General features: G+C 68.5%; 15 protein-coding genes and 1 tRNA gene. 9 read left to right on the top strand and 7 right to left on the bottom strand.

The genetic code is table 11. From position 1 onward, the window contains the following. Positions 1-21 precede the first annotated feature (21 nt). From pstC to pstB, 3 genes are read left to right on the top strand one after another with little or no spacing between them, the layout of a single operon-like run. Positions 22-1,062: a phosphate ABC transporter permease subunit PstC gene (gene pstC, locus AHOG_RS27020; RefSeq protein WP_093943817.1), complete on the top strand. Its 1,041-nt coding sequence runs from the start codon at positions 22-24 to the stop codon at positions 1,060-1,062. Continuing rightward, positions 1,059-1,973, top strand: coding sequence for a phosphate ABC transporter permease PstA (gene pstA / locus AHOG_RS27015; protein WP_093943816.1), 915 nt, complete (start codon positions 1,059-1,061; stop codon positions 1,971-1,973). The genes pstC and pstA overlap by 4 nt, the downstream gene beginning before the upstream one ends. A gap of 17 nt (positions 1,974-1,990) precedes the next feature. After that, on the top strand, positions 1,991-2,767 hold the full coding sequence (gene pstB, locus AHOG_RS27010; protein WP_093943815.1) for a phosphate ABC transporter ATP-binding protein PstB: 777 nt from the start codon (positions 1,991-1,993) through the stop codon (positions 2,765-2,767). Between the two features lie 155 nt (positions 2,768-2,922). On the opposite strand, the gene AHOG_RS27005 is transcribed toward pstB, so the two are convergent. The 6 genes from AHOG_RS27005 to AHOG_RS26970 form a co-directional block, all read right to left on the bottom strand. Beyond that, a complete protein-coding gene (locus AHOG_RS27005) occupies positions 2,923-3,771 on the bottom strand; it encodes a helix-turn-helix domain-containing protein (protein WP_245856472.1) in 849 nt (282 codons plus the stop codon). Positions 3,772-3,900: 129 nt separating this feature from the next. After that, positions 3,901-4,563 carry a phosphate signaling complex protein PhoU gene (gene phoU, locus AHOG_RS27000; RefSeq protein ID WP_093943814.1) on the bottom strand — a complete coding sequence of 221 codons (663 nt, stop codon included), beginning with the start codon at positions 4,561-4,563 and terminating at the stop codon, positions 3,901-3,903. Between the two features lie 79 nt (positions 4,564-4,642). After that, on the bottom strand, positions 4,643-6,589 hold the full coding sequence (locus AHOG_RS29195; RefSeq protein ID WP_093943813.1) for an LCP family protein: 1,947 nt from the start codon (positions 6,587-6,589) through the stop codon (positions 4,643-4,645). A gap of 1,287 nt (positions 6,590-7,876) precedes the next feature. Beyond that, positions 7,877-8,698, bottom strand: coding sequence for a GGDEF domain-containing protein (locus AHOG_RS26980; RefSeq protein ID WP_245856471.1), 822 nt, complete (start codon positions 8,696-8,698; stop codon positions 7,877-7,879). Positions 8,699-9,562: 864 nt separating this feature from the next. Beyond that, on the bottom strand, positions 9,563-10,714 hold the full coding sequence (gene dusB / locus AHOG_RS26975) for a tRNA dihydrouridine synthase DusB (RefSeq protein ID WP_093943809.1): 1,152 nt from the start codon (positions 10,712-10,714) through the stop codon (positions 9,563-9,565). Positions 10,715-10,876: 162 nt separating this feature from the next. After that, positions 10,877-11,479, bottom strand: a complete 603-nt coding sequence (locus AHOG_RS26970; RefSeq protein ID WP_093944859.1) for a superoxide dismutase family protein — start codon at positions 11,477-11,479, stop codon at positions 10,877-10,879. A gap of 161 nt (positions 11,480-11,640) precedes the next feature. Between AHOG_RS26970 and AHOG_RS26965 the strand changes: the two genes are divergently transcribed. The 6 genes from AHOG_RS26965 (at position 11,641) to AHOG_RS26945 (ending at position 17,174) form a co-directional block, all read left to right on the top strand. Next, entirely contained in the window at positions 11,641-12,570 is a 930-nt protein-coding gene (locus tag AHOG_RS26965) for a DMT family transporter (protein WP_245856470.1), read from the top strand. 394 nt (positions 12,571-12,964) lie between these two features. Continuing rightward, positions 12,965-13,216 (top strand): hypothetical protein, encoded by a 252-nt coding sequence (locus tag AHOG_RS30400; RefSeq protein ID WP_311770185.1) that lies wholly within the window; start codon positions 12,965-12,967, stop codon positions 13,214-13,216. A 111-nt stretch (positions 13,217-13,327) separates the two neighbouring features. After that, positions 13,328-14,191, top strand: coding sequence for an MFS transporter (locus AHOG_RS26960; protein ID WP_311770184.1), 864 nt, complete (start codon positions 13,328-13,330; stop codon positions 14,189-14,191). Positions 14,192-14,494: 303 nt separating this feature from the next. Further along, on the top strand, positions 14,495-15,403 hold the full coding sequence (locus AHOG_RS26955; RefSeq protein ID WP_311770183.1) for an alpha/beta hydrolase: 909 nt from the start codon (positions 14,495-14,497) through the stop codon (positions 15,401-15,403). A gap of 279 nt (positions 15,404-15,682) precedes the next feature. Next, positions 15,683-15,758: transfer RNA gene (locus tag AHOG_RS26950), tRNA-Lys, on the top strand. Between the two features lie 114 nt (positions 15,759-15,872). Beyond that, a complete protein-coding gene (locus AHOG_RS26945; RefSeq protein WP_093943807.1) occupies positions 15,873-17,174 on the top strand; it encodes a tyrosine-type recombinase/integrase in 1,302 nt (433 codons plus the stop codon). A gap of 461 nt (positions 17,175-17,635) precedes the next feature. On the opposite strand, the gene AHOG_RS26940 is transcribed toward AHOG_RS26945, so the two are convergent. Beyond that, positions 17,636-18,835: an NsdA family TPR-like regulatory protein gene (locus AHOG_RS26940; RefSeq protein WP_157737065.1), complete on the bottom strand. Its 1,200-nt coding sequence runs from the start codon at positions 18,833-18,835 to the stop codon at positions 17,636-17,638. Positions 18,836-18,969: the final 134 nt, after the last annotated feature.

The raw sequence follows: 18,969 nt of genomic DNA, 5'->3' as shown, positions 1-18,969 counted from the left end.
AGAGAAACTGAGCGAGACGCAATGAGCGACTCGACGCGCCGGGGCCGCTCTCTGGTAACAGGGAGCGGCTCCGCCCCGTCACCGGATGCTCCGGAGGAACCCATCAGCACGGCAGTCGACACTTCGAGCAAACCCGTCCGCCGTCCGGGCGACCGGATCTTCCGAGGCTTCGCGCTCGGCTCTGGCACGTTCGTCGTCGTCCTGATCGGCGCGATCGGCCTGTTCCTGCTGTTGCAGGCCATCCCGTCGCTCGCAGCGAACCAGAGCAGCTTCCTGTTCTCCGGAGACTGGAACGCCTCCAACCCGAACGATCTCCGGTTCGGCATCCTCTATCTGCTCTACACGACCGTGTCGGTGTCGCTGCTGGCGCTGGTGCTGGCCATGCCGGTCTCCCTCGGCATCGCGCTGTTTCTCACGCAGTACGCGCCGAGAAGCCTGGCCCGGCCGTTCGCCTACATCGTCGACCTGCTGGCAGCGGTGCCGTCGGTGATCTTCGGTCTGTGGGGCATCCAGGTGATCGGCCCCGCGATGGTGCCGGTGGCCGAATGGCTGAACACCAATCTGTCGTTCATTCCGATCTTCGAGCAGGGCAACGTCAGCATCGCGGGGGCGGGGAACATCTTCACCGCGGGCGTCGTGGTCGCGGTGATGCTGCTGCCGATCATCACCGCCATCAGCCGTGAGGTGTTCGAGCGCACGCCCCGAGAGCACATCGAGGGCGCGTTGGCGCTGGGCGCGACCAAGTGGGAGGTCGTGCGCACCACGGTCTGGCCCTTCGGCAAGTCCGGTTACGTCAGCGCCGCCATGCTCGGCCTGGGCAGGGCGCTCGGCGAGACGGTGGCGTTGTTCCTGATCCTGTCCTCCACCACGTCGGCCCCGTCGTTCAGCGTCTTCGACGGCGGCGCCACCATCGCCTCCCGGATCGCGGCGGCCTCCGCCGAGTTCAGCAATCCGCTGTCCATCGGCGCCTACATCGCCGCCGGTCTGGTCCTGTTCGTGCTCACGTTCCTGGTCAACGCGGTGGCCAGGTCGATCGTCGGTGGGAAGAAGGAACGGTCATGAGTCTCAGCACCTCTGAGCTGGACCGACCCGCTCAGCCTCCGGCCTTCCAGGGAGTCAGCACGGCGCGCCGCACCAAGGACGTCGTCGCCAGGGTCGTGGTGTGGCTCTGCTTCCTGATCGCGGTCATCCCACTGATCTGGGTGCTCTACTCGGTCGTCTCCCGAGGCATCGAGCCCTTCCTCCGCGCGGACTGGTGGCAGTACTCGCTCGCGGGTGTCCGGGCCAACGAGGACATCGGCGGAGCCAACCACGCGATCGTCGGCACCGTGCTCCAGGGCCTGGTCACCGGCGTGCTGTCGATCCCGATCGGCGTCCTCGTCGGGATCTACCTCGTCGAGTACGGCGCGGGTTCCCGGCTTGCGAAGGTCACCACCTTCATGGTCGACATCCTCAGCGGCGTGCCCTCGATCGTCGCGGCGATGTTCATCTACGCGGTCTGGATCACCATGTTCGGCTTCGATCGCAGCGCCTTCGCGATGTGTCTCGCCCTGATGCTGCTGATGATCCCGATGGTGATCCGTACCACCGAGGAGATGCTGCGCATCGTCCCGAACGAGCTGCGGGAGGCCTCCTACGCGCTCGGCATCCCCAAGTGGAAGACCATCATGAAGGTGGTCCTGCCGACCGCGATGTCGGGCATCGTCACCGGAGCCATGCTCGGCATGGCCCGGGTGATGGGGGAGACGGCGCCCGCGCTGGTGCTCGTGGCGTACTCGCCCTCGATCAGCCACGACCTCTTCTCGGGTCCGATGGCGAACCTGCCGCTGCTGATCACCACCCAGTTCGCCAATCCCGAGGCCGCCGGCTTCAACCGCACCTGGGGCGCGGCGATGACCCTCATCTTCATCATCATGTTGTTCAACCTCGCGGCCACGATCATCTCGCGGCTGTCGTCGGTCAAGACCAAGTAGGCGGGGCACGGATTCAGATGGCCAAGCGCATCGACGTCAAGGACCTCAACATCTACTACGGCAAATTCCATGCCGTGCAGGATGTGACCGTGGCCGTGCCGCCGCGCGGGGTGACGGCCTTCATCGGGCCGTCCGGCTGCGGCAAGTCCACCGTGCTGCGGTCGTTGAACCGGATGCACGAGGTGATCCCGGGCGCCCGGGTCGAGGGCCAGGTGCTGCTCGACGGCGAGGACGTGTACGCGAACTCGGTCGACCCGGTGGCGGTGCGTCGGACCATCGGCATGGTCTTCCAGCGGCCGAACCCCTTCCCGACGATGTCCATCCGGGACAACGTGGTCGCGGGCCTGCGACTCGCGGGCACCAAGAACAAGAACGAGCTCGACGAGGTCTGCGAGCGCTCCTTGCGCGGCGCGAACCTGTGGGAGGAGGTCAAGGACCGGCTCAACCGCCCCGGCGGCAGCCTGTCCGGCGGCCAGCAGCAGCGGCTGTGCATCGCGCGCGCCATCGCGATTCAGCCCGACGTCCTGCTGATGGACGAGCCGTGCTCGGCGCTCGACCCGATCTCGACGCTGGCGATCGAGGACCTGATCACGGAGCTGAAGCAGGACTTCACCATCGTCATCGTCACGCACAACATGCAGCAGGCGGCACGGGTGAGCGATCAGACCGCGTTCTTCAACCTGCCTGGTGTCGGGCAGCCCGGCAGGCTGGTGGAGATCGACGAGACGAGCCGGATCTTCTCCAACCCCACCGAGAAGGCTACCGAGGACTACATCTCGGGCCGGTTCGGCTGAGTCGGGTACCGCATCCGGCCGCCCACGCGAGAGCCTGGAGGGTCGCGATCCGGCGTGCACGGCGGATCGTCCTGAGATCACGATCGCAGCGGCGCCGTGCCGACGAGGCCTGAGCAGACCTACGGCGGCCCGGCCCGCGGGTCACGCCAACCGGATCAACTCGGCAGGGCGTCGGCGACCTCGGCGATCAGCCTGCCGGACTCACGCGCGTCCAGGGCCGACTCGTCGAGCCTGCTGAACGCGGTGACGTATCGGCGCGTCTGAGCAGGCTTGTCCAGGTACGTGCAGCTCGCGGAGTTCTGCAGACACACGACGTTCGGCGCGGCCGGATCGGGCACCTCGACCAGCGACACGTTGTCGCCGACCAGCGGGTGCGCACCCGCGCCGAAGGGCACCACCCGGACGCTCACATTCCGGCGGTAGGACATCAACACCAGGTGTTCCAACTGCGCTCGCTGCACCACGGCGCTCCCGACGACCCGATGCAGTGTCGCCTCGTCCAGCAGGACGGAGTAGTCCAGCGGCGTGCCGCCGGTCAGCCGTTCCTGCCGCTTGTCGAGCGCATCCAGCAGGAGCGCGATCGTCGCCGACGACGCGGTCCCCGCACCGAGCACGGCGCGGGCGTAGTCATGGGTCTGCAACAGCGCGGGAACGAGATCCGAATGGAAGGCGAGCACTCGGCGGGCGGCCGACTCGAGACCGATGTAGGTGTCGAAGCCGGGTTGCATGACCTTGGTGTACGGCTGCCACCACCCGGTCTTCTTCGATTCGACCGCGAGCCCGCGCAGCCGGTCGACCAGCTCGTCCGGCGCGCCGTAGAACTCCAGCATGAGCCGCACATCCGACGTGCGCACCGGAACCTTGCCCAGCTCGATCTGACTGATCTTGCCCTGCGAACAGTCGAGATGGTCGGCGACCTCGCGGTGTGTCCGACCCGCCGCCTCGCGGAGGGCGCGCAGCTCGCCGCCTAGAAGCCGACGATCCAGGGCCGAGTTGTGTCCCACGGCTGCCTCCCGACCTGCGACCTACTTCGGCCGATGCCGGCCGGGCCGATGACGACCAGGCCGACGACCGGGCACAGCATCGCAGAGCGACTCCGCGCGGTCGGGGAGAAACGCCGGCGGTGCTGCCGGTCAGGCGCCGCTGTCGGCCTGCTGCGGGTGTTCCCCGGTGACCACGAAGACGACGCGGCGTGCGACCGAGACGGCGTGGTCGGCGAACCGCTCGTAGAAGCGGCCGAGCAGGGTGATGTCGACGGCGGCCGGCAGCCCGTGCTTCCAGTCCTTCTGCATGAGGACGGTGAACAGGTGCCGGTGGAGGTCGTCCATCTCGTCGTCGGCGTCCTCGAGCTGTCGGGCAAGGCTCACGCTTCTGGTCCGGATGACCTGCTCGGCCTGCTTGCCCAGCTCGCCTGCGACGCGGCCCATCTCGACGAAGTACGGCGCGACCTCGTCCGGCAGCACGGCCTGCGGATGGCGACGGCGCGCGGTCTTGGCGACGTGCAGCGCCAGATCGCCCATCCGCTCCAGGCTCTCGGCCGCGTGCAGGGCGGCCACGACATTGCGCAGGTCGCCCGCGACCGGAGCCTGGAGGGCGAGCAGTGCGAAGGCATGCTCCTCGCCCTGACTCCGCGCCTCGTCGATCTTCGCGTCGTCGGCGATGACCTGCTCCGCCAGCGTCAGATCGGCGGTCAGCAAGGCCTGGGTGGCCAACTCGATCGCGGTCGTCGCCATGCCGCACATCTCGGCAAGGGCGTCGGCGAGCTGTCCAAGCTGGTCACGGTAGGCCTCACGCATACCGACACCCTACGTGATCGTAGGCCGTCACATCCGCCACCTGGGTGAACAACCGGTGAAGGCATGTCGTCGGACGTCCTCAGCCCCCCTGCCAGAACGAGCAGTCGGAGTTCTCCGCGTTGATGGTGGCGAGGTTGTCCGGCACGCCGGAGGGCTCGCCGTCTGCTCCGCCTTCTCCGCCTTCTCCGCCTTCGGGGCTGCCCGCCGCCGACAGCGAGGACGGGCTGATGTTCACGCCGCCTGCGGAGGTGCCGCGGCTCGGCGCCGACACGTCGCCGTCGTAGTCGGGGCCGATCAGTAAGACGACCGCGCCACCCAAGGAGGGGTCCTCCTCCAACACGGCGTTGTTCAGCGTCGCCGCGAGCGTGGCCGCCTCCGCCGCCCGCTGCGGGGCGTAGCGAACGGTGGTCTGGTCGACCGGTGCGGGCGCGTTGCCGTAGAACACCACGTCGAAGCCGAGCTCTCCCAGCGCGGTCGCGACGGTACGCGACGCTCCGCTCAACTCGCTGCCGTTGAGCACCTGGATCCGGATGCCGTCCGGCGACACGAGCTCCGCCGAGTCCGCCGATCCCGCGCCGTCCTCACCGGCAGCCGCGCCTGCGTTGTCCGAGTCGGACGGCTCGCTCTCCTGGCCGGGCAGCGGCGCCTCGTCCGGCAGCGGCTGATCGTCGATGATCGCCTGGAACAGGGCGTCCACGTCGTCCGGCCGCATGACCTCGCTGTTGCGCTCATTGGGAGTGCCGACGGTCGGCAGGGTCACGAAGGTGATCCGGCCGGTCTGCAACGACTGCAACGACTGCGCCAACGTCATCAGGCCGTCCACCGAGAGGTTCTCCCCGAAGGTGTTCCGGGCGAAGGCGTGCACGAAACCGGTCAGCTGGCCGGGGTCGAGCAGTACCTCCGAGGACATCACCTTGCGCAGCAGGGAGGAGAGGAACAGCTGCTGCCGGTGCATCCTGCCGTAGTCCGAGGTCGGGTCGCCCTCGATCTTCCTGGCTCGGACGTAGTTCAACGCGGCGGCACCGTCGATGACCTGGGGGCCCGGGTTCGGGATGACGACGCCGAGCTCCCGGTCGATCAGCGGGGTCGGGGTGCAGATCTCGACGCCGTCGACGGCGTCGACCATGTCGCGGAAGCCGTTGAAGTCGATGCCGACGAAGTGGCTGAAGCTCAGGCCGGAGATGCTCTGCACGACCTTGCGCAGACACTGCGGGCCGCCGATGCCGTACACCTCGTTGAGCTGGGCGAACTCCGCGGGTGGGATCGTCTCGCCGAGGTAGTCGCCGGTGTGGGAGTCCCAACGTTCGCATTCCGGCCGGGCCACCTCGAGGTCGCGACCGAAGCTGACCACGACGACGCGCTCACGACTGGCCGGGATGTGCGCGACCATCACGGCGTCCGCCAGTGCGCCGTCGTGGTCCTCGACGCTGCCGACGTTGTCGCCCTCCTGCGCCCCCGCGCGACTGTCGGAGCCGACGATCAGGAAGTTCTCGTCCCCGTACTGCTTCTCCGGCTGGTTGACCAGGTCGGAGTCGTCGTCCAGCGCCGAGATCTGCCGGAACTGGTTGTCGACCCAGCCGCGGGCGCCCCAGCCGAAGCCGGTCACGAGCAAGATCATCGAGGCGAGGACGACGGCGACCGCACGTCGCGCCGTGCTGGCGGGCGCTCGCTTCGGCGGCGGCACGACCGCCTTGGCCTCGATCGGCGGCGGCGGATCGTCGTCGCCGCCGGGAGCGGCGACCTTCGCCTCGAGTTCGTCGTCCTCGATCTCGGCGCCCGCCGGTGTGCCTCGGCGGCCGAAGCGTCGCCTGGGCGCCTCTTCCACCCGGATGGTCGTCGTCGGCGGATCGCCGTCGTCGAAGGGCTCCTCGTCATCGATGAACTTGTTGATGATCTTGCCGAGTTTGCCGCGGCGACGTTCTTTCTCCGCCAGCTCGGCCTGCATCTCATCGTGGACGGCCGAGAATCGGGCGAGGGTCTCGTCGATGTTGCGGGTGTGCTTGGTGAGCGGAGTCTCCTCCGTCATCGGCCCCGGATCGTGCCGAGGATCGGCGACGGGTGGCGCGGCCTGCTCCGGGGGCTGTGGCGGGGGCTGCGGCGGGAGGACGGGCGACTGCGGTGGCCCGGCCTGCGGCGCGCCCGCTCCGGGGGGCACGGGGCGTCCTGGCGGACCCGGCCTGCGTGCGACGGTCTCGGCATGGCCCTGTGGTCCATCATGGACGGGCGAACTCGTCGGTTCCCGGCCGGGGGCGGGCCGGCGGGGGCGACGCCTGCGGACATCACCGGGCGGCGGCGCGGACCGAGTGTCCAGGCCGGCCTCCGGCGGACGAGGCCTGCGCGGCCGGGGTCGTTCGTCCGCCTGCGACGCCGCCTCGTGGTGATCGACGGGCGGCCGGTCGACGGGCGGCCGGTCGACATGCGGCCGGTCGGTCAGCGGGACGACGCCGAAGTCGCGCCCCTCCGGGAAGTCGGGTGGCGGCGGCGCCTGCCGCTGCCCGCGCGGCGGCAGTGGTGGGCGCCGCCTCGGCCGTTGCCCCTGCTGCGGTGGCGGCGCCTGCGCGGCGGGCTGCCGGTGCGGCGAGGAGTGCGGCGGCGGGGCCTGGTCGAACTCGGACTCGGACTCGGCGGGCGGCGCAGGTGCGCGCCGGCGACCGCCGGACTCGCCGCGGCGACCTGGCCTCGGAGATGACCGAGCGATGGGATGCTGCGCGGTCGGTTCTTCGGGCGGCGGCTCCGGCTGCCGCTCCCGCGCAGCACGCCGCGGTGTCCGCGGCGGTGCGGGCCGCTCGGTGACGGAGGGGTGCGCCTGCGGCGGTGCGAAGTCCGCGTCGGAGGTGTGCTCCGACCGCTCCAGTTCATCGTCGGGGTCCGGAGCGGCGCGGCGCCCCTTCCGCGAGCCGCCGTGTCGGGCGAGGAGATCGGACACCGTCATGCCGCCGGGATCGTCGGTGGATCGCCTGCGGCGTCCGGTCGGCGGCTCGCTGTATCGGCGGCGGCGTCCCTCTCCGGCCTCGGCGTCGTCGCCGTGCGATGCGGTCGATCGGCGCGGGCGGGAACCGTCGGCACGATAATCGTCCGGCACCCGATCTCCTTCCTCGTGAACGCGCTCGCTGCGGCGCACGCGCGCAGCAAGCATCTGGGCCGATACGTGGGGTGACTGTCAAGCTGCCCGATCGGGTGATTAAGCGCGCCATGATATTACGGCTTGGTCACCATGCCGTCGATACTATTCGTGTTTCCTGCCACGTTCGGACAGGAGAATCACGGACGGTTTACACGGTTTCTCAAGCCTTGTCGAGCGAACGCCGATCTCTCAGTAGTAGCCGACCACACGGGGGGCGACGACGGTTCGCCTGCCCGCCGCGGCACCTGCGAGATGGGCGACGCCGTCTTCCTGATAGGCGACGGCGTTACGGCCGGACTGCTTCGCGGTGTAGAGCAGGCTGTCGGCACGGAGCAACTGCTCCTCGTGGCTTGTCGGCAGCCGCCCGGCGGCCTGTGCGACGCGCTCCTCGTGGGCGAGGCCGATGCTCACGGTCACTCGTAGACCCACCACGAGTTGTTGCCAGGCATGGCGTTCGATGCGGGCGCGTGTCGTCTCGCACACCGCGACGGCGGTGGCGGCGTCGACGTCGGGCAGCACGAGGACGAATTCCTCGCCGCCGTATCGGGCACAGAACGCCCCGGCGGGCAGCCCCTCCTGCAACAGCTCCACGACGCGCTGCAACACGCGATCGCCGAGCAGGTGCCCGTAGGTGTCGTTGACCTGCTTGAACCAGTCGAGGTCGACGAGCGCGACGGCGAGGCCCGCGCTGCGCTCGTCCATCTCACCGGGGAGCGCGAGGAGCCGCTGGTCGAGGTAGCGCCGGTTGTAGCTCGAGGTGAGGCTGTCTCGAAGACTCTGCTCCTGCACCTCGGCGTGCTCCTTACGCAGCCGGTCGACCTCGCGGCGGAGCTGTTCGGGGACGTGGATGGGCTCGGAGCCCTTGGCCGAGGCGAGGTCCAGCGCGGAGCGCAGGTGGTGGTACGCCTGCCGCCACTGCCCACGCGACGCGAGCAGCGCCGCGATCGACTCGTGCAGCCGCACCAGCCCCGAACTGTCCGTCAGCTCGTCGGGGTGTCGCCGCGTGGTCACGGCTTCGGCAGACTCTCTCGGAGGCACTGGGGCAGTCGGCGACTCTCCTGTCGCCTCGCGTCGGACCGGATCGGACTCGCCGATGTCGGGTTGTAGTACGGTCACCGCACTCACCTCCCTACCTGTCTTAGTAGTCGTCTGCTTCGCCGTCGGGCTTGAGGCAGTCGGCCGCGAGACGGCGGGTTTCGCTCGTCTGGCTGACCGGGTAGTAGCCCATTCAACCCATTAGGGCTAGTCCGTTCGTTGGAGCATCATTTACCCGAGTTAGACGCTACGACCAAGCCGTTCGCGAGCAGGTGACCCGGTTGGAGCAGCGATGGAGCCGATGATGCCCCCGGTCGAGTGAAACCAGTGACCTTCATCACCAAGGGAGAGATGCGGCGGCGGACCGGCCGTCGCGCACCCGGTACACGCCCGCGAACCGGTGCGCGCCGACGACGGCCTTCGGCGTGGGGACGCCGGGAGCAGGCGCCCGCCGACGTGGTTGCGCACAGTGCACCCACTGCCGCCAGACGGCTGACTCGAGAGCGACCGCGGCGGCCGTCCGGCGGGCCGGTCCGCGTCGAGGCCTGCCCCGCCGCCCCCCAATGTCATGGCGACGACGGGGCCCTCTCAGCGGGCGTGGCGGCGAGTCGCCGATCGATCCACGGAGACGACGACGCAGGCGGCCCGCCCCGCCCCCCACGGTCGGCGGTGCCCCACACAGGCGGCCGATCCCTACTCAGAGTCGGATCTGCCCCGGCACTCGATCAGGCCTGCCCCGGCACGGCGCTGTACGTGATCCCTCGGATGCCGGCCTCGCGACGAGCGTTCCGCCGTCCGAACCTCGGCACACCGGTCCGACGAGCGATGTCGCGCGGGCCGTCAGCCTCCGGAGCTGTCGACCTCGGCCGCATGCGGCACCGCCAAGTCCTCGGGATCGTCCAGCCATCCCTCGGGCAGCGACACCCGGCCTGCCGAGCCCTGCCTGCCTCGGGGTCCCTCGGCGTCCGCGGGGAAGGGCGCCGTGGGGTCGAGCCGGGCCAGGAGGTCTTCCAACTCGCCGAGCCCGGACACCATCCCGAAGGAGCGCCGCAGGTCGGAGCCGATCGGGAAGCCACGCAGGTACCAGGCCATGTGCTTGCGGAGGTCCCGCAGGCCCTTGTCGTGGCCCAGATGAGCGGCGAGCAGGACGGCGTGCCGATGCATGACCTCGGCGACCTCGCCCAGGTCCGGTCCCGCCGGAACCGGCCTGCCCGCGAACGCCTCCTGCAGATCGCGAAACAGCCACGGACGCCCGAGGCATCCGCGTCCGACGACGACCCCGTCGCAGCCGGTCGTCTGGACCATCCGCATCGCGTCGGCTGCACTGAAGACGTCGCCGTTGCCGAGCACCGGGATGCCGCGGACGGCCTCCTTCAACGCGGCGATCGCGTTCCAGTCCGCCGTTCCGGAATATCGTTGTGCGGCCGTCCTGGCGTGCAGCGCCACCGCGGCGGCGCCTTCCTGTTCGGCGATCCGACCCGCATCGAGAAACGTGAGGTGATCGTCGTCGATGCCGATTCGGAACTTGACCGTCACGGGAATCCCGGCGGGAGCGGCCTCGGTCACCGCGGCGCGGACGATCGCGGCGAACAGTCGCCGCTTGTAAGGCAATGCCGCGCCGCCGCCTTTTCGCGTGACCTTCGGCACCGGGCAGCCGAAGTTCATGTCGATGTGATCGGCGAGATCCTCCTCGACGATCATCCGGACCGCCTTCGTCATCGTCTCGGGATCGACGCCGTAAAGCTGTAGTGACCGGGGATGCTCCTCCGGATCGAAACTGATCATGTGCATGGTCTGCGGGTGCCGTTCGACCAGCGCCCGAGTGGTGATCATCTCGCAGACGTAGAGACCCGCCCCGTAGGTGCGACACAGCCTGCGGAAGGCGACGTTCGTGATGCCCGCCATCGGAGCGAGCACCACGGGCGGGTCGACCGTGTAGGGGCCGACTTCGAGCGCAGGTGCGGAGAGGGTCTGAGATGACACGTCGGCCATTATCGCTGGTGGCGTCCGTCTCATACAGCGGGCGGGCACGGGCCTGCCTGGCGAGGCCGTCCGGTGAGCGCCGAGGTGCCCGCCGCGTCGAGGGCGCGGCGGGCCGGGTGGCAGCCGTCGAGCAGGACCGCCGGACCTTCCCGAAGCGGAGAAGACCCGCCGTCAGACTCGGACGGTGACACAGGCGAGTCGCTCGCCCGCGGTTCCCGCCTCGCCCACACCGGTCGCGGTGTGCTCGGCATGGATGACGACCGAGCGCGGCTCGTCGCCCGCGACTCGCCAGCCGACCGAGGTCATCACCACGGCCTCGCCCTCGGAATCCGGGACGAAGTCGAGCCACACCTCGTTCCGCGGGTTGGCGTAGGCGGGGTCGACGGACGGCTGCACCGGGTCGATCACGTGCTGATAGTGCGACCCGGCATCGGCAGGCTCGTCACCGCAGGGCGACTCGTGCAGATGCGCGCCGTAGGCGTGGCCGGGAATGAGTCCGGTGATCCCGAACGTGATGTTGGTCCGGCCGTCCCAGAGCCCCCACGCGGTGACCGCGACCTTGGCTCCGGGAGGGACCATGACCGGGTCGTAGGTGACCGCGCTGGTGCTCGCGGGTGGCGGGACGAACGTCGAGGTGTTGATCCGGAAGAAAGAGGAGAACGGGGCGGGCGAAGGTGCGGGGCTCGCGGCGACGGCTGGCGTGCAGCCCAGCCCGCACACCGCCAGCACGGTGGTCAGCGCGGTCGTCGTCTTCTTCAACACGGGTCCCACCATCACCTGCCGCACCCTGCGTCGCCGGCTCGTCACGCTGGAGCGCTCCGTGCCTGCCCGCACCGTCGGGCATGTCGAACATCACAGTGGAAACAGCAGGTAGCCGTCGCTTTCGTACGATCACGGCCGTCGATGCGAAGAATCATCGTGATTAGCTTGTTCGAGTGAATCGAACCGCAGTGAACAGTTCGTCGGGCACCGTCGCCGACCGAACGTGGCTGGTCGCCTGCGCGGCGGCGTTGTGGGGGACCGACGGGTTGCTTCGGCAGCCGCTCGCCGAGGCGCTGCCCGCCGCGTCGGTGGTCTTCTGGGAACACCTGATCATCGTCGTGTTGGTGCTTCCGTTCCTGCCCAGGGCACTCCGCGCGTTCGCCGCCTCTTCCTGGCGGGAGCGCATCGCGCTGATCATCATCGGCGTGGGCGCCTCGGCCGTGGCCACGGCGTTGTTCACCGCGTCGTTCGCCGTCGGTGATGCGATCACCCCGCTGGTACTCCAGAAGCTTCAGCCGTTGTTCGCCGTCCTCGCCGCCTACTGGCTGCTCGCCGAGCGGATCAGGGCGACGTACTGGTTCTTCGCCGTGCCCGCGCTGCTCGGTGCCTGGATGTTGAGCTTCCCTGACCCCCTCGCGGTGCAGGTCACAGCGGCGCAGTCCGCGTTGTTCGCCTTGGGCGCCGCCGTGTTGTGGGCGGCGGGCACCGTGCTGGGGCGCATGGTGAGCGCGTCGATGCCACCGAGGGACGTCACCGTGCTCCGCTTCGGATTCGGGCTGCCCGCGGCGGCCGCCGTCCTGCTCTGGCAGGGTGAGCCGATCCTCGTCGGCTGGGACAACGCACTCGGCCTGATCCTGCTGGCGGTGGTGCCCGGCCTGCTCGGGCTGAGCCTGTACTACGTGGGGCTGCGCGCCACGCCCGCATCGCGCGCCACTCTCGCGGAACTGGCCTTCCCGGCGACGGCGGCGCTGATCGGCGTCGGGCTCCTCGGGGTGGATCTGTCGCTGACGCAGTGGATCGGCTTCCTGATCGTGGTGGCCGCGATCACCGGACTGGGCTGGCACGAGAAGGTGCGCGCCACGCCGGTCGTGGCCTCGGGCTGACCGGCGCGGCCGCGGGAGCCCGCCGTCCCTGCCCCGCTTCGCTCTGTCCAGCCCTGGACGATCGAGGTTCCGTCCGGCATCCGCCGATCGGGCGTGCGTCGGGACGGGAGGGGACGTGTCGTCGCGGACTGACACGGTCGGGGCGTCCCGCGGCCGGCCGGTGCCTGGTCGGGACGCGCGGCCGCCCCGTGCCCGCCGCGATGGTGATTCCCGCCGCGACCCCGTCGCCGTGATCGCGGCATGCGGGCGGCCGCGGTGAGCCCCCACCTCGCCTCGGCGTGAGGTCGTGGCGGCGAGTCATCCGTGGCGGTCCGCGTCGACTAACGTATTAGCGCTGTCATAGTTGGTTGGTGAATACGGCACAGTCGTCGCGGTCGTCTTCCAGAGTGCCGAGGTGAGTCTGGCCGACCGTCTGATCGACGTCCGACCCCTGCGATCGAGCCGTGCCTTTCGGGAACTGTGGATCGGATCGCTGCTGTCGGGATCAGGCTGGCTGATCGTCTCGGTGGCGGTGTTGCTACAGGTCTGGCAGCTCACGCGGAATCCGGTCCGAACCGGTGCGATCGGATTGGCGACCGCCGTTCCGCTGCTCCTCTTCACCTTCGGCGGCGGGCGCTGGCGGATGCGCTGGACCGACGCGGCCTGATTCTGTGGACCACCGTCGGTCAGACGGTGGCAGCGCTCGGCCTGGCGATGCAGACGTTCTTCGACGCGGCTTCGCTCCCGCTCGTGTTCGCCCCAGTCGGGGCGCGGGGCGATGGGCGCTCCAGCCCGCCGGACGATGCCGACCCGGTTGTCGGTGAGCGGTCAGATCGCCGCAGGTGTGGCGCTGCAGAACAGCTCCTTCCAAGCGTCGATGCTGCTCGGCCCCGCGGTCGCGGGCGTGCTCCTCGCCGAACGGGGACTCGCCACCGCTTATCTGGTGCAGGCCCTGGCCGGCGGGGCGCCCCTGATCGGCGTCATCCGACTGCCCGCGCTGCCGCCGCGGGAACCTCCGGATCGTCCGGGCGTGCGCGCGACGATCGACGGCTGGCGCCTGGTCGTACGCAGGCCCCCGCTGTGGGGATGCTTCGCCACCGACCTCGCCGCCACCATGTCGGCGATGCCGATCGCCCTGTTCCCGCTGGTCAACGAGATGCGGTTCGGCGGCGATCCGCGAACCCTCGGTCTGTTCCTCACCGCGGTCGCCGTCGGAGGGATCACCGCGGGCCTGCTGTCGGGGACGGTGATCCGGCTGCACCGCAGCGGGGTGGTGCGACTACTCGCCGCCGGGACCTGGGGCGCTGGCACTCTTCGGCTCGGCGGTCCCTGCCGGCTCGCCTTCCTGCTTCTCACGATCGCGGGCGCCGCGGACACCGTCTTCGTCGTCACCAGGGGAGCGATGGTGCAGCTGACCGCCCCGGGCTCCCACCGCGGCCGGGTGTCCGCCGTCGAGCACGTCATCGGCGCCGCAGGCCCGGAGGCCGGCAACTTCCGCGCCGGGCTGGGAGCGGGCGCGACCTCCGCGCCGTTCGCACTCGTCACCGGCGGACTCGCCTGTCTGGTCGTCGTCATCGGAATCGGAATGACGAACCGGCCGTACCGGAGATTCTGCCTTCCCCGCCCCGAGTATCCAGGATGATCAGGCGGAAATTTTGACCTCGTGTGCGCCATGTCGATGACCGATCGACCGTCTGCGAACCGGTGGCACGGTGACGAAAGCGGGCAGAAAGGGTTCGTTTCGCTGTGGTCAATCGAGTGCGTGGATGATGGTAACCCTCGATGTCGTGCCCACGCAAATCGATTCGTTGGCTCTATCAATCGACGAATTCGCTGGCCGTATCGAATTCGCCTAGGCTGAAGTCTGTGATCGCCGAATGCTCGAATCGACTTCCGCTTGTTCGGCGGCGGTCGCGCCCACGATTCGACGTCGGCCGCGACACCCATGCCAGGAGGCGAGATGCGACAAATGCCGTTGTCAGCTGATCGGAAACTCGAATACGAGATCACGGGACCGGACGCCGGACCTGCCGTTCTGGTCCATCATGGAATGCCCGGCTCCGCTCTCCCGATGGCCACGATCACAGACCCGTTGACGAAGCGCGGGTACCGCGTGATCACCTATTCGCGGGCAGGCTACGGGGAGTCGACTCCATCGCCCGGTCGGACGGTCGCGGACTCGGGCGACGACTGCGTGCGTCTCCTCGAGCAGCTGTCGATTCCTCGATACCATGTGTTCGGCTGGTCCGGAGGCGGGCCGCACGCGCTGGCGAACGCGGCGATGGACCCGAAGCGGGTGGCGGGCGTACTCATCAGTGCGTCGTTCGCCCCCTTCGACGCCCCAGGTCTCGACTTCACCGACGGAATGGGCGCGCAGAACCAGATCCAGTTCGACACAGTGGCGACGGGCGGTGAGCAGGCTGCCCGTGAGATCGTCGCCATCATGTCGGCGGCAGCGAGAGTCGTCGAGTCGACCGAACTGGTCGACGGCGAGTTGGGCTCGCTCTTTCCCGACGTGGACGTCGCCGCGATGTCGACGGGTTTCGGGACGGAGAACGCGGCGAGCATCGAGCACGCGCTCCGGAACGGGAACGAAGGTTGGATCGCCGACGTCACCGCCCTCGTTCGTCCGTGGGGTTTCGACCCCGGCGACATCAAGGCTCCGGTCGATCTGTGGCACGGCGGCCTGGACAAGACGGTTCCCGCAGCACACGGACGATGGCTGGCGGAGAACGTCGACGGCGTCGAGGCTTACTTCGACGCCACGCACGGGCACATCTCGTTGACGGTGGAGAAGCTCGGTCAGATGATGGACGCCTCGGCTGCGAGAGCCTCCAGGGTGACGTCGATGTGACGGGTCGCCGGCGGCCCTGGTCTCGGTCCGGGCACCCCCGGCCTGGTCTCGGTCCCCGTCATCGGCGGCAGCGCGTCCGCCCCGTCGGCGTGATACCGGCACGACGTCAGGGGACCGCGCTCGTACCCCACGACGGCAGCCTCCCCGCGGCCGAGGGAAGCAGATCGCCGCCGTCGTCGTCGGACTGACGGCCCATCGGTGAGCGAGGAGATCGACGCGGCGAGCAGGCGCCTACCATGCCTTCGTCCGCCCCATGTCGCCCCGCTAGACTGCGTTCGAGGGCCGTTAGCTCAATCGGTAGAGCTGCTGACTTTTAATCAGTAGGTTCCGGGTTCGAGCCCCGGGCGGCCCACCACGGTCAACATGGCGTTCACCAGCTCGGATGCAGCGGTTCATGATCGTCTTGCTGGTCGCCGCACTGGTCGCTGTCCAACTTCGTGTCCAATAGATCGGCGCTAACGTGCTGGTCATGGCCAGGACGAAGAAGACCAAGGACCTCACCGGCATCCGTCCACGAGGGACGCGCTATCAGGTGCGGGTGTTCACCGGGTACGACCAGGACACCGGCAACCCGGTCATGGTCACCAGATCGGCCGGGACCGAGGACGAGGCGATCGAGATTCGTGATCGCCTGCGGGCCGAGGTGCGGGACCACAAGACATCGAAGACCAACGCGACGCTTGACCAGCTCTTAGACGAGTGGCTGCGCAGCCACGAGGTGGCGAAGGCCACGGCGAGTTCGTACACCCTGCTGGCACGGAACTTCATCCGTCCCGTGCTCGGCGAGAAGAGCCTGACGCGCTTGATGCAGCTCGGGCCGAAGGTCTACGAGGACCTTGCCGCCGAGCTGAAGCGCTGTCGTCGCCGATGCCGGAAGACGAAGACACGGGTCGATCATCGGGTGACGAAGCCTCATGAGTGCGATGCACGGTGCAGGCCGCACGTGTGCAAGCCGCTGGCGGTCTCCTCGGTCCGACAGGTGCACGCCGTGCTGTCCGGCGCACTGAACGCCGCTGTCCGGTGGGGGTGGATCTCCTTCAATCCGGTGGAGGCCGCCCGCAAGCCCCGCGCGCCGCGCCCCCAACCTCAACCGCCGACCTCTGAAGAGGCTGCCCGCATCATCAATAAGGCATGGGAGCAGGACGAGGGCTGGGGGATGCTGGTCTGGCTGGTGATGGTGACGGGAATGCGACGCGGAGAACTGGTCGCACTCCGGCCGTCCCGTGTCCTGTTCAATCATTCGGAGGCGGGCGAACACGACTGTGTGAAGCACAGCTGTCGAGCGATCATCGAAGTGCGAACCAACCTGGTGAAGGTAGACGGCGTCCTTTCCGAGAAGGACACCAAGAGTCACCAGATGCGCCGGATCTCGGTGGATTCCACGACGACGGGACTGTTGGTCGATCACATCGCCGGCATCGAGAAGCGTAGAAGGGAACTCGACTCGCCCGCCGCCGATGACGTCTTCCTCTTCTCCTACTCTCCGGCACATGATCGACCGTGCGACGCGGACGGCCTCACGCACCGGTATTCGAGGATGACCGCCGGCCTCAAGATCGCCACGCACCTGCATGCGCTCCGGCACTACAGCGCTACCGAGCTCATCACGGCGGGCGTGGATCTACGCACGGTGGCGGGGCGGCTCGGCCATGGCGGCGGCGGAACCACCACGCTGCGGGTGTACGCGGCATGGGTGCCCGAGGCAGACGCGCAGGCAGCGGAGCTGATGGCAGCTCGGATGCCGAGTAGGCCTGTTGTCGACGGCGAGTAAGAGCTAAGATCGGTGAGCCGACCCGATCGGCTCACCGGGGGGCACCTGTTGAGGAGAGCACTCTTGTGGTCCACGCTGCATCCGGACTTCATTGAGGCTTGTCCGTTGCGACCATAAAGGAGTCGACTTCACTCTTGCGGCGTTCGTGCTGGGAAATCTCCCGATCTTGACGGCAGCTTTTCTTCCGGTTGTCTTCCTCACCGTTCTGGTGATCTCTTGTGCGGTGCACTGTTCGGCATTGGTCGCGGCTCGGCTGAGTCGCGGTAGTCGGCATGGTTCGGCGTACCTGCGTCCACGCCGACTCAACGCGATGTCGAGCCATTCGATCGGGAATGTCGTGCAGGCAGAAAAGATATCTGGAGACATAGTGTTCGGATGCCGAGTTCGATCTCCGAGTCAAGTTGTCGTCCGATGCGATAGTTGCTATTCGGGAAATTCAGAGAGGGCAGGGTCGCAAGAATCTAGGTGATTCGAACCTCTGCCTCGGCTGTGCGGTTGTTCCTGCTGTAGCCGAGACGGCTCTGTTGCCGTACTGAACCAATCTGCTGTGCCAGCAGCCGCGCACGTTCTCTGTGCGCGGCTGCTACGTCCCACTCGCCGTACAAAGCGTGTACGTGTGTGAGGTCGACTCTCAGCGCTGTTTCGGCGCGGATGAAGCTGGGATCAAGTCTGTCGAGCGCGGCGGAGAGCACCCCGTACGCCTCGTGATGTCCGAGTCGGGCAAGCGCGCTTCCGCGCCACCGCGCGAGGTGGGTCGCGTCGAAGACGAGGTACGGCGTCTCCGCCGGGTCTTCCTCGGCGCGCAATGCGTCGGACGCGGTGTCGAACAGCTCAAGGCTCTTCGCGTCGTCGCCACCGGCTGCCAGCGCCTCCCCGTGTCCCGCAGCGAGCCATGCGGCAAGAAGCCGTGTCGCCTTGCCGGTGGCGATCCGCCGTGCGTGGTCGGTGAGTTCGACGGCGTCGGCGGTCTCGCCGATGTCGAGCAGTACGACGGCCTGACTTGCGGAGGCGTAGGCCTCCAACGACCGGCTTTCGGCTTCGCGTGCCGCCGCACGTGCTCGGTTGTAGTGGGTCCATGCCTGCCCGGTCTCGCCTTGATCAAGCGACTGCCACGCGGCCAGCGTCGAGGCGTCTACGAGAAGTGCGGCGAGTTCGGATCGGGTGGGTTCGCGGAGTACGTCGGACAACAGGCGTTCCAACTGCTCGATCTGGCCGCGTAGTTCGCCCAGCAGAGTCGTTCCACCCAGCCTGCGATCCAGTACCCGCGTGATGTCGAGTCGTCGGCGGAGCAATGCCACGGTGTCGGTGTCCACCGTGCGCCCGGCAGCGATCCGGGCGCGCAGCTCGTACACCACGTCCGCCGTCGCGGTGTTCCTACCGGGCTCAACCGGTGCCGGTTGCAACAGCCGGTCGACCGGTACGCCGAACATCTCTTCGAGCAGGCGTCGAGTGACGGGCCGGAGTCGTCCGAGGGGCCTGCCGTCGGCGCGGTGTCCCGATGCCAGTCGTTGGACGTGCCGGACGCTCAACGTCGCGTCTATGCCGTGTTCGCGGGCGAAGCGTTCGGCTGCCTCGCTGAACTGCTCGGCTGTCTGGCCGCGTTGGCGGATGAGTTCGCCTAAGAGGGTGCGCGGTGGGTGGTCGCGAGGTGCTTCACTCATCGGCTGCGCTCCGTATCACTGATGTCAGCGCCGATGAGTCTAGGTCGCGATGGGGCGACATAGGTCGCTTACAGGTCGTTCCTTGTGAACCTCACCCGATCGAAGCTGACTTCTGCTGTTGAACGTCAGTGGGA

This window comes from Actinoalloteichus hoggarensis (genome assembly GCF_002234535.1).
GTDB lineage: Bacteria > Actinomycetota > Actinomycetes > Mycobacteriales > Pseudonocardiaceae > Actinoalloteichus_A > Actinoalloteichus_A hoggarensis.
The sequence above is the reverse complement of the archived record's forward strand: the minus strand, read 5'-3'. Positions and strand labels throughout refer to the sequence as shown.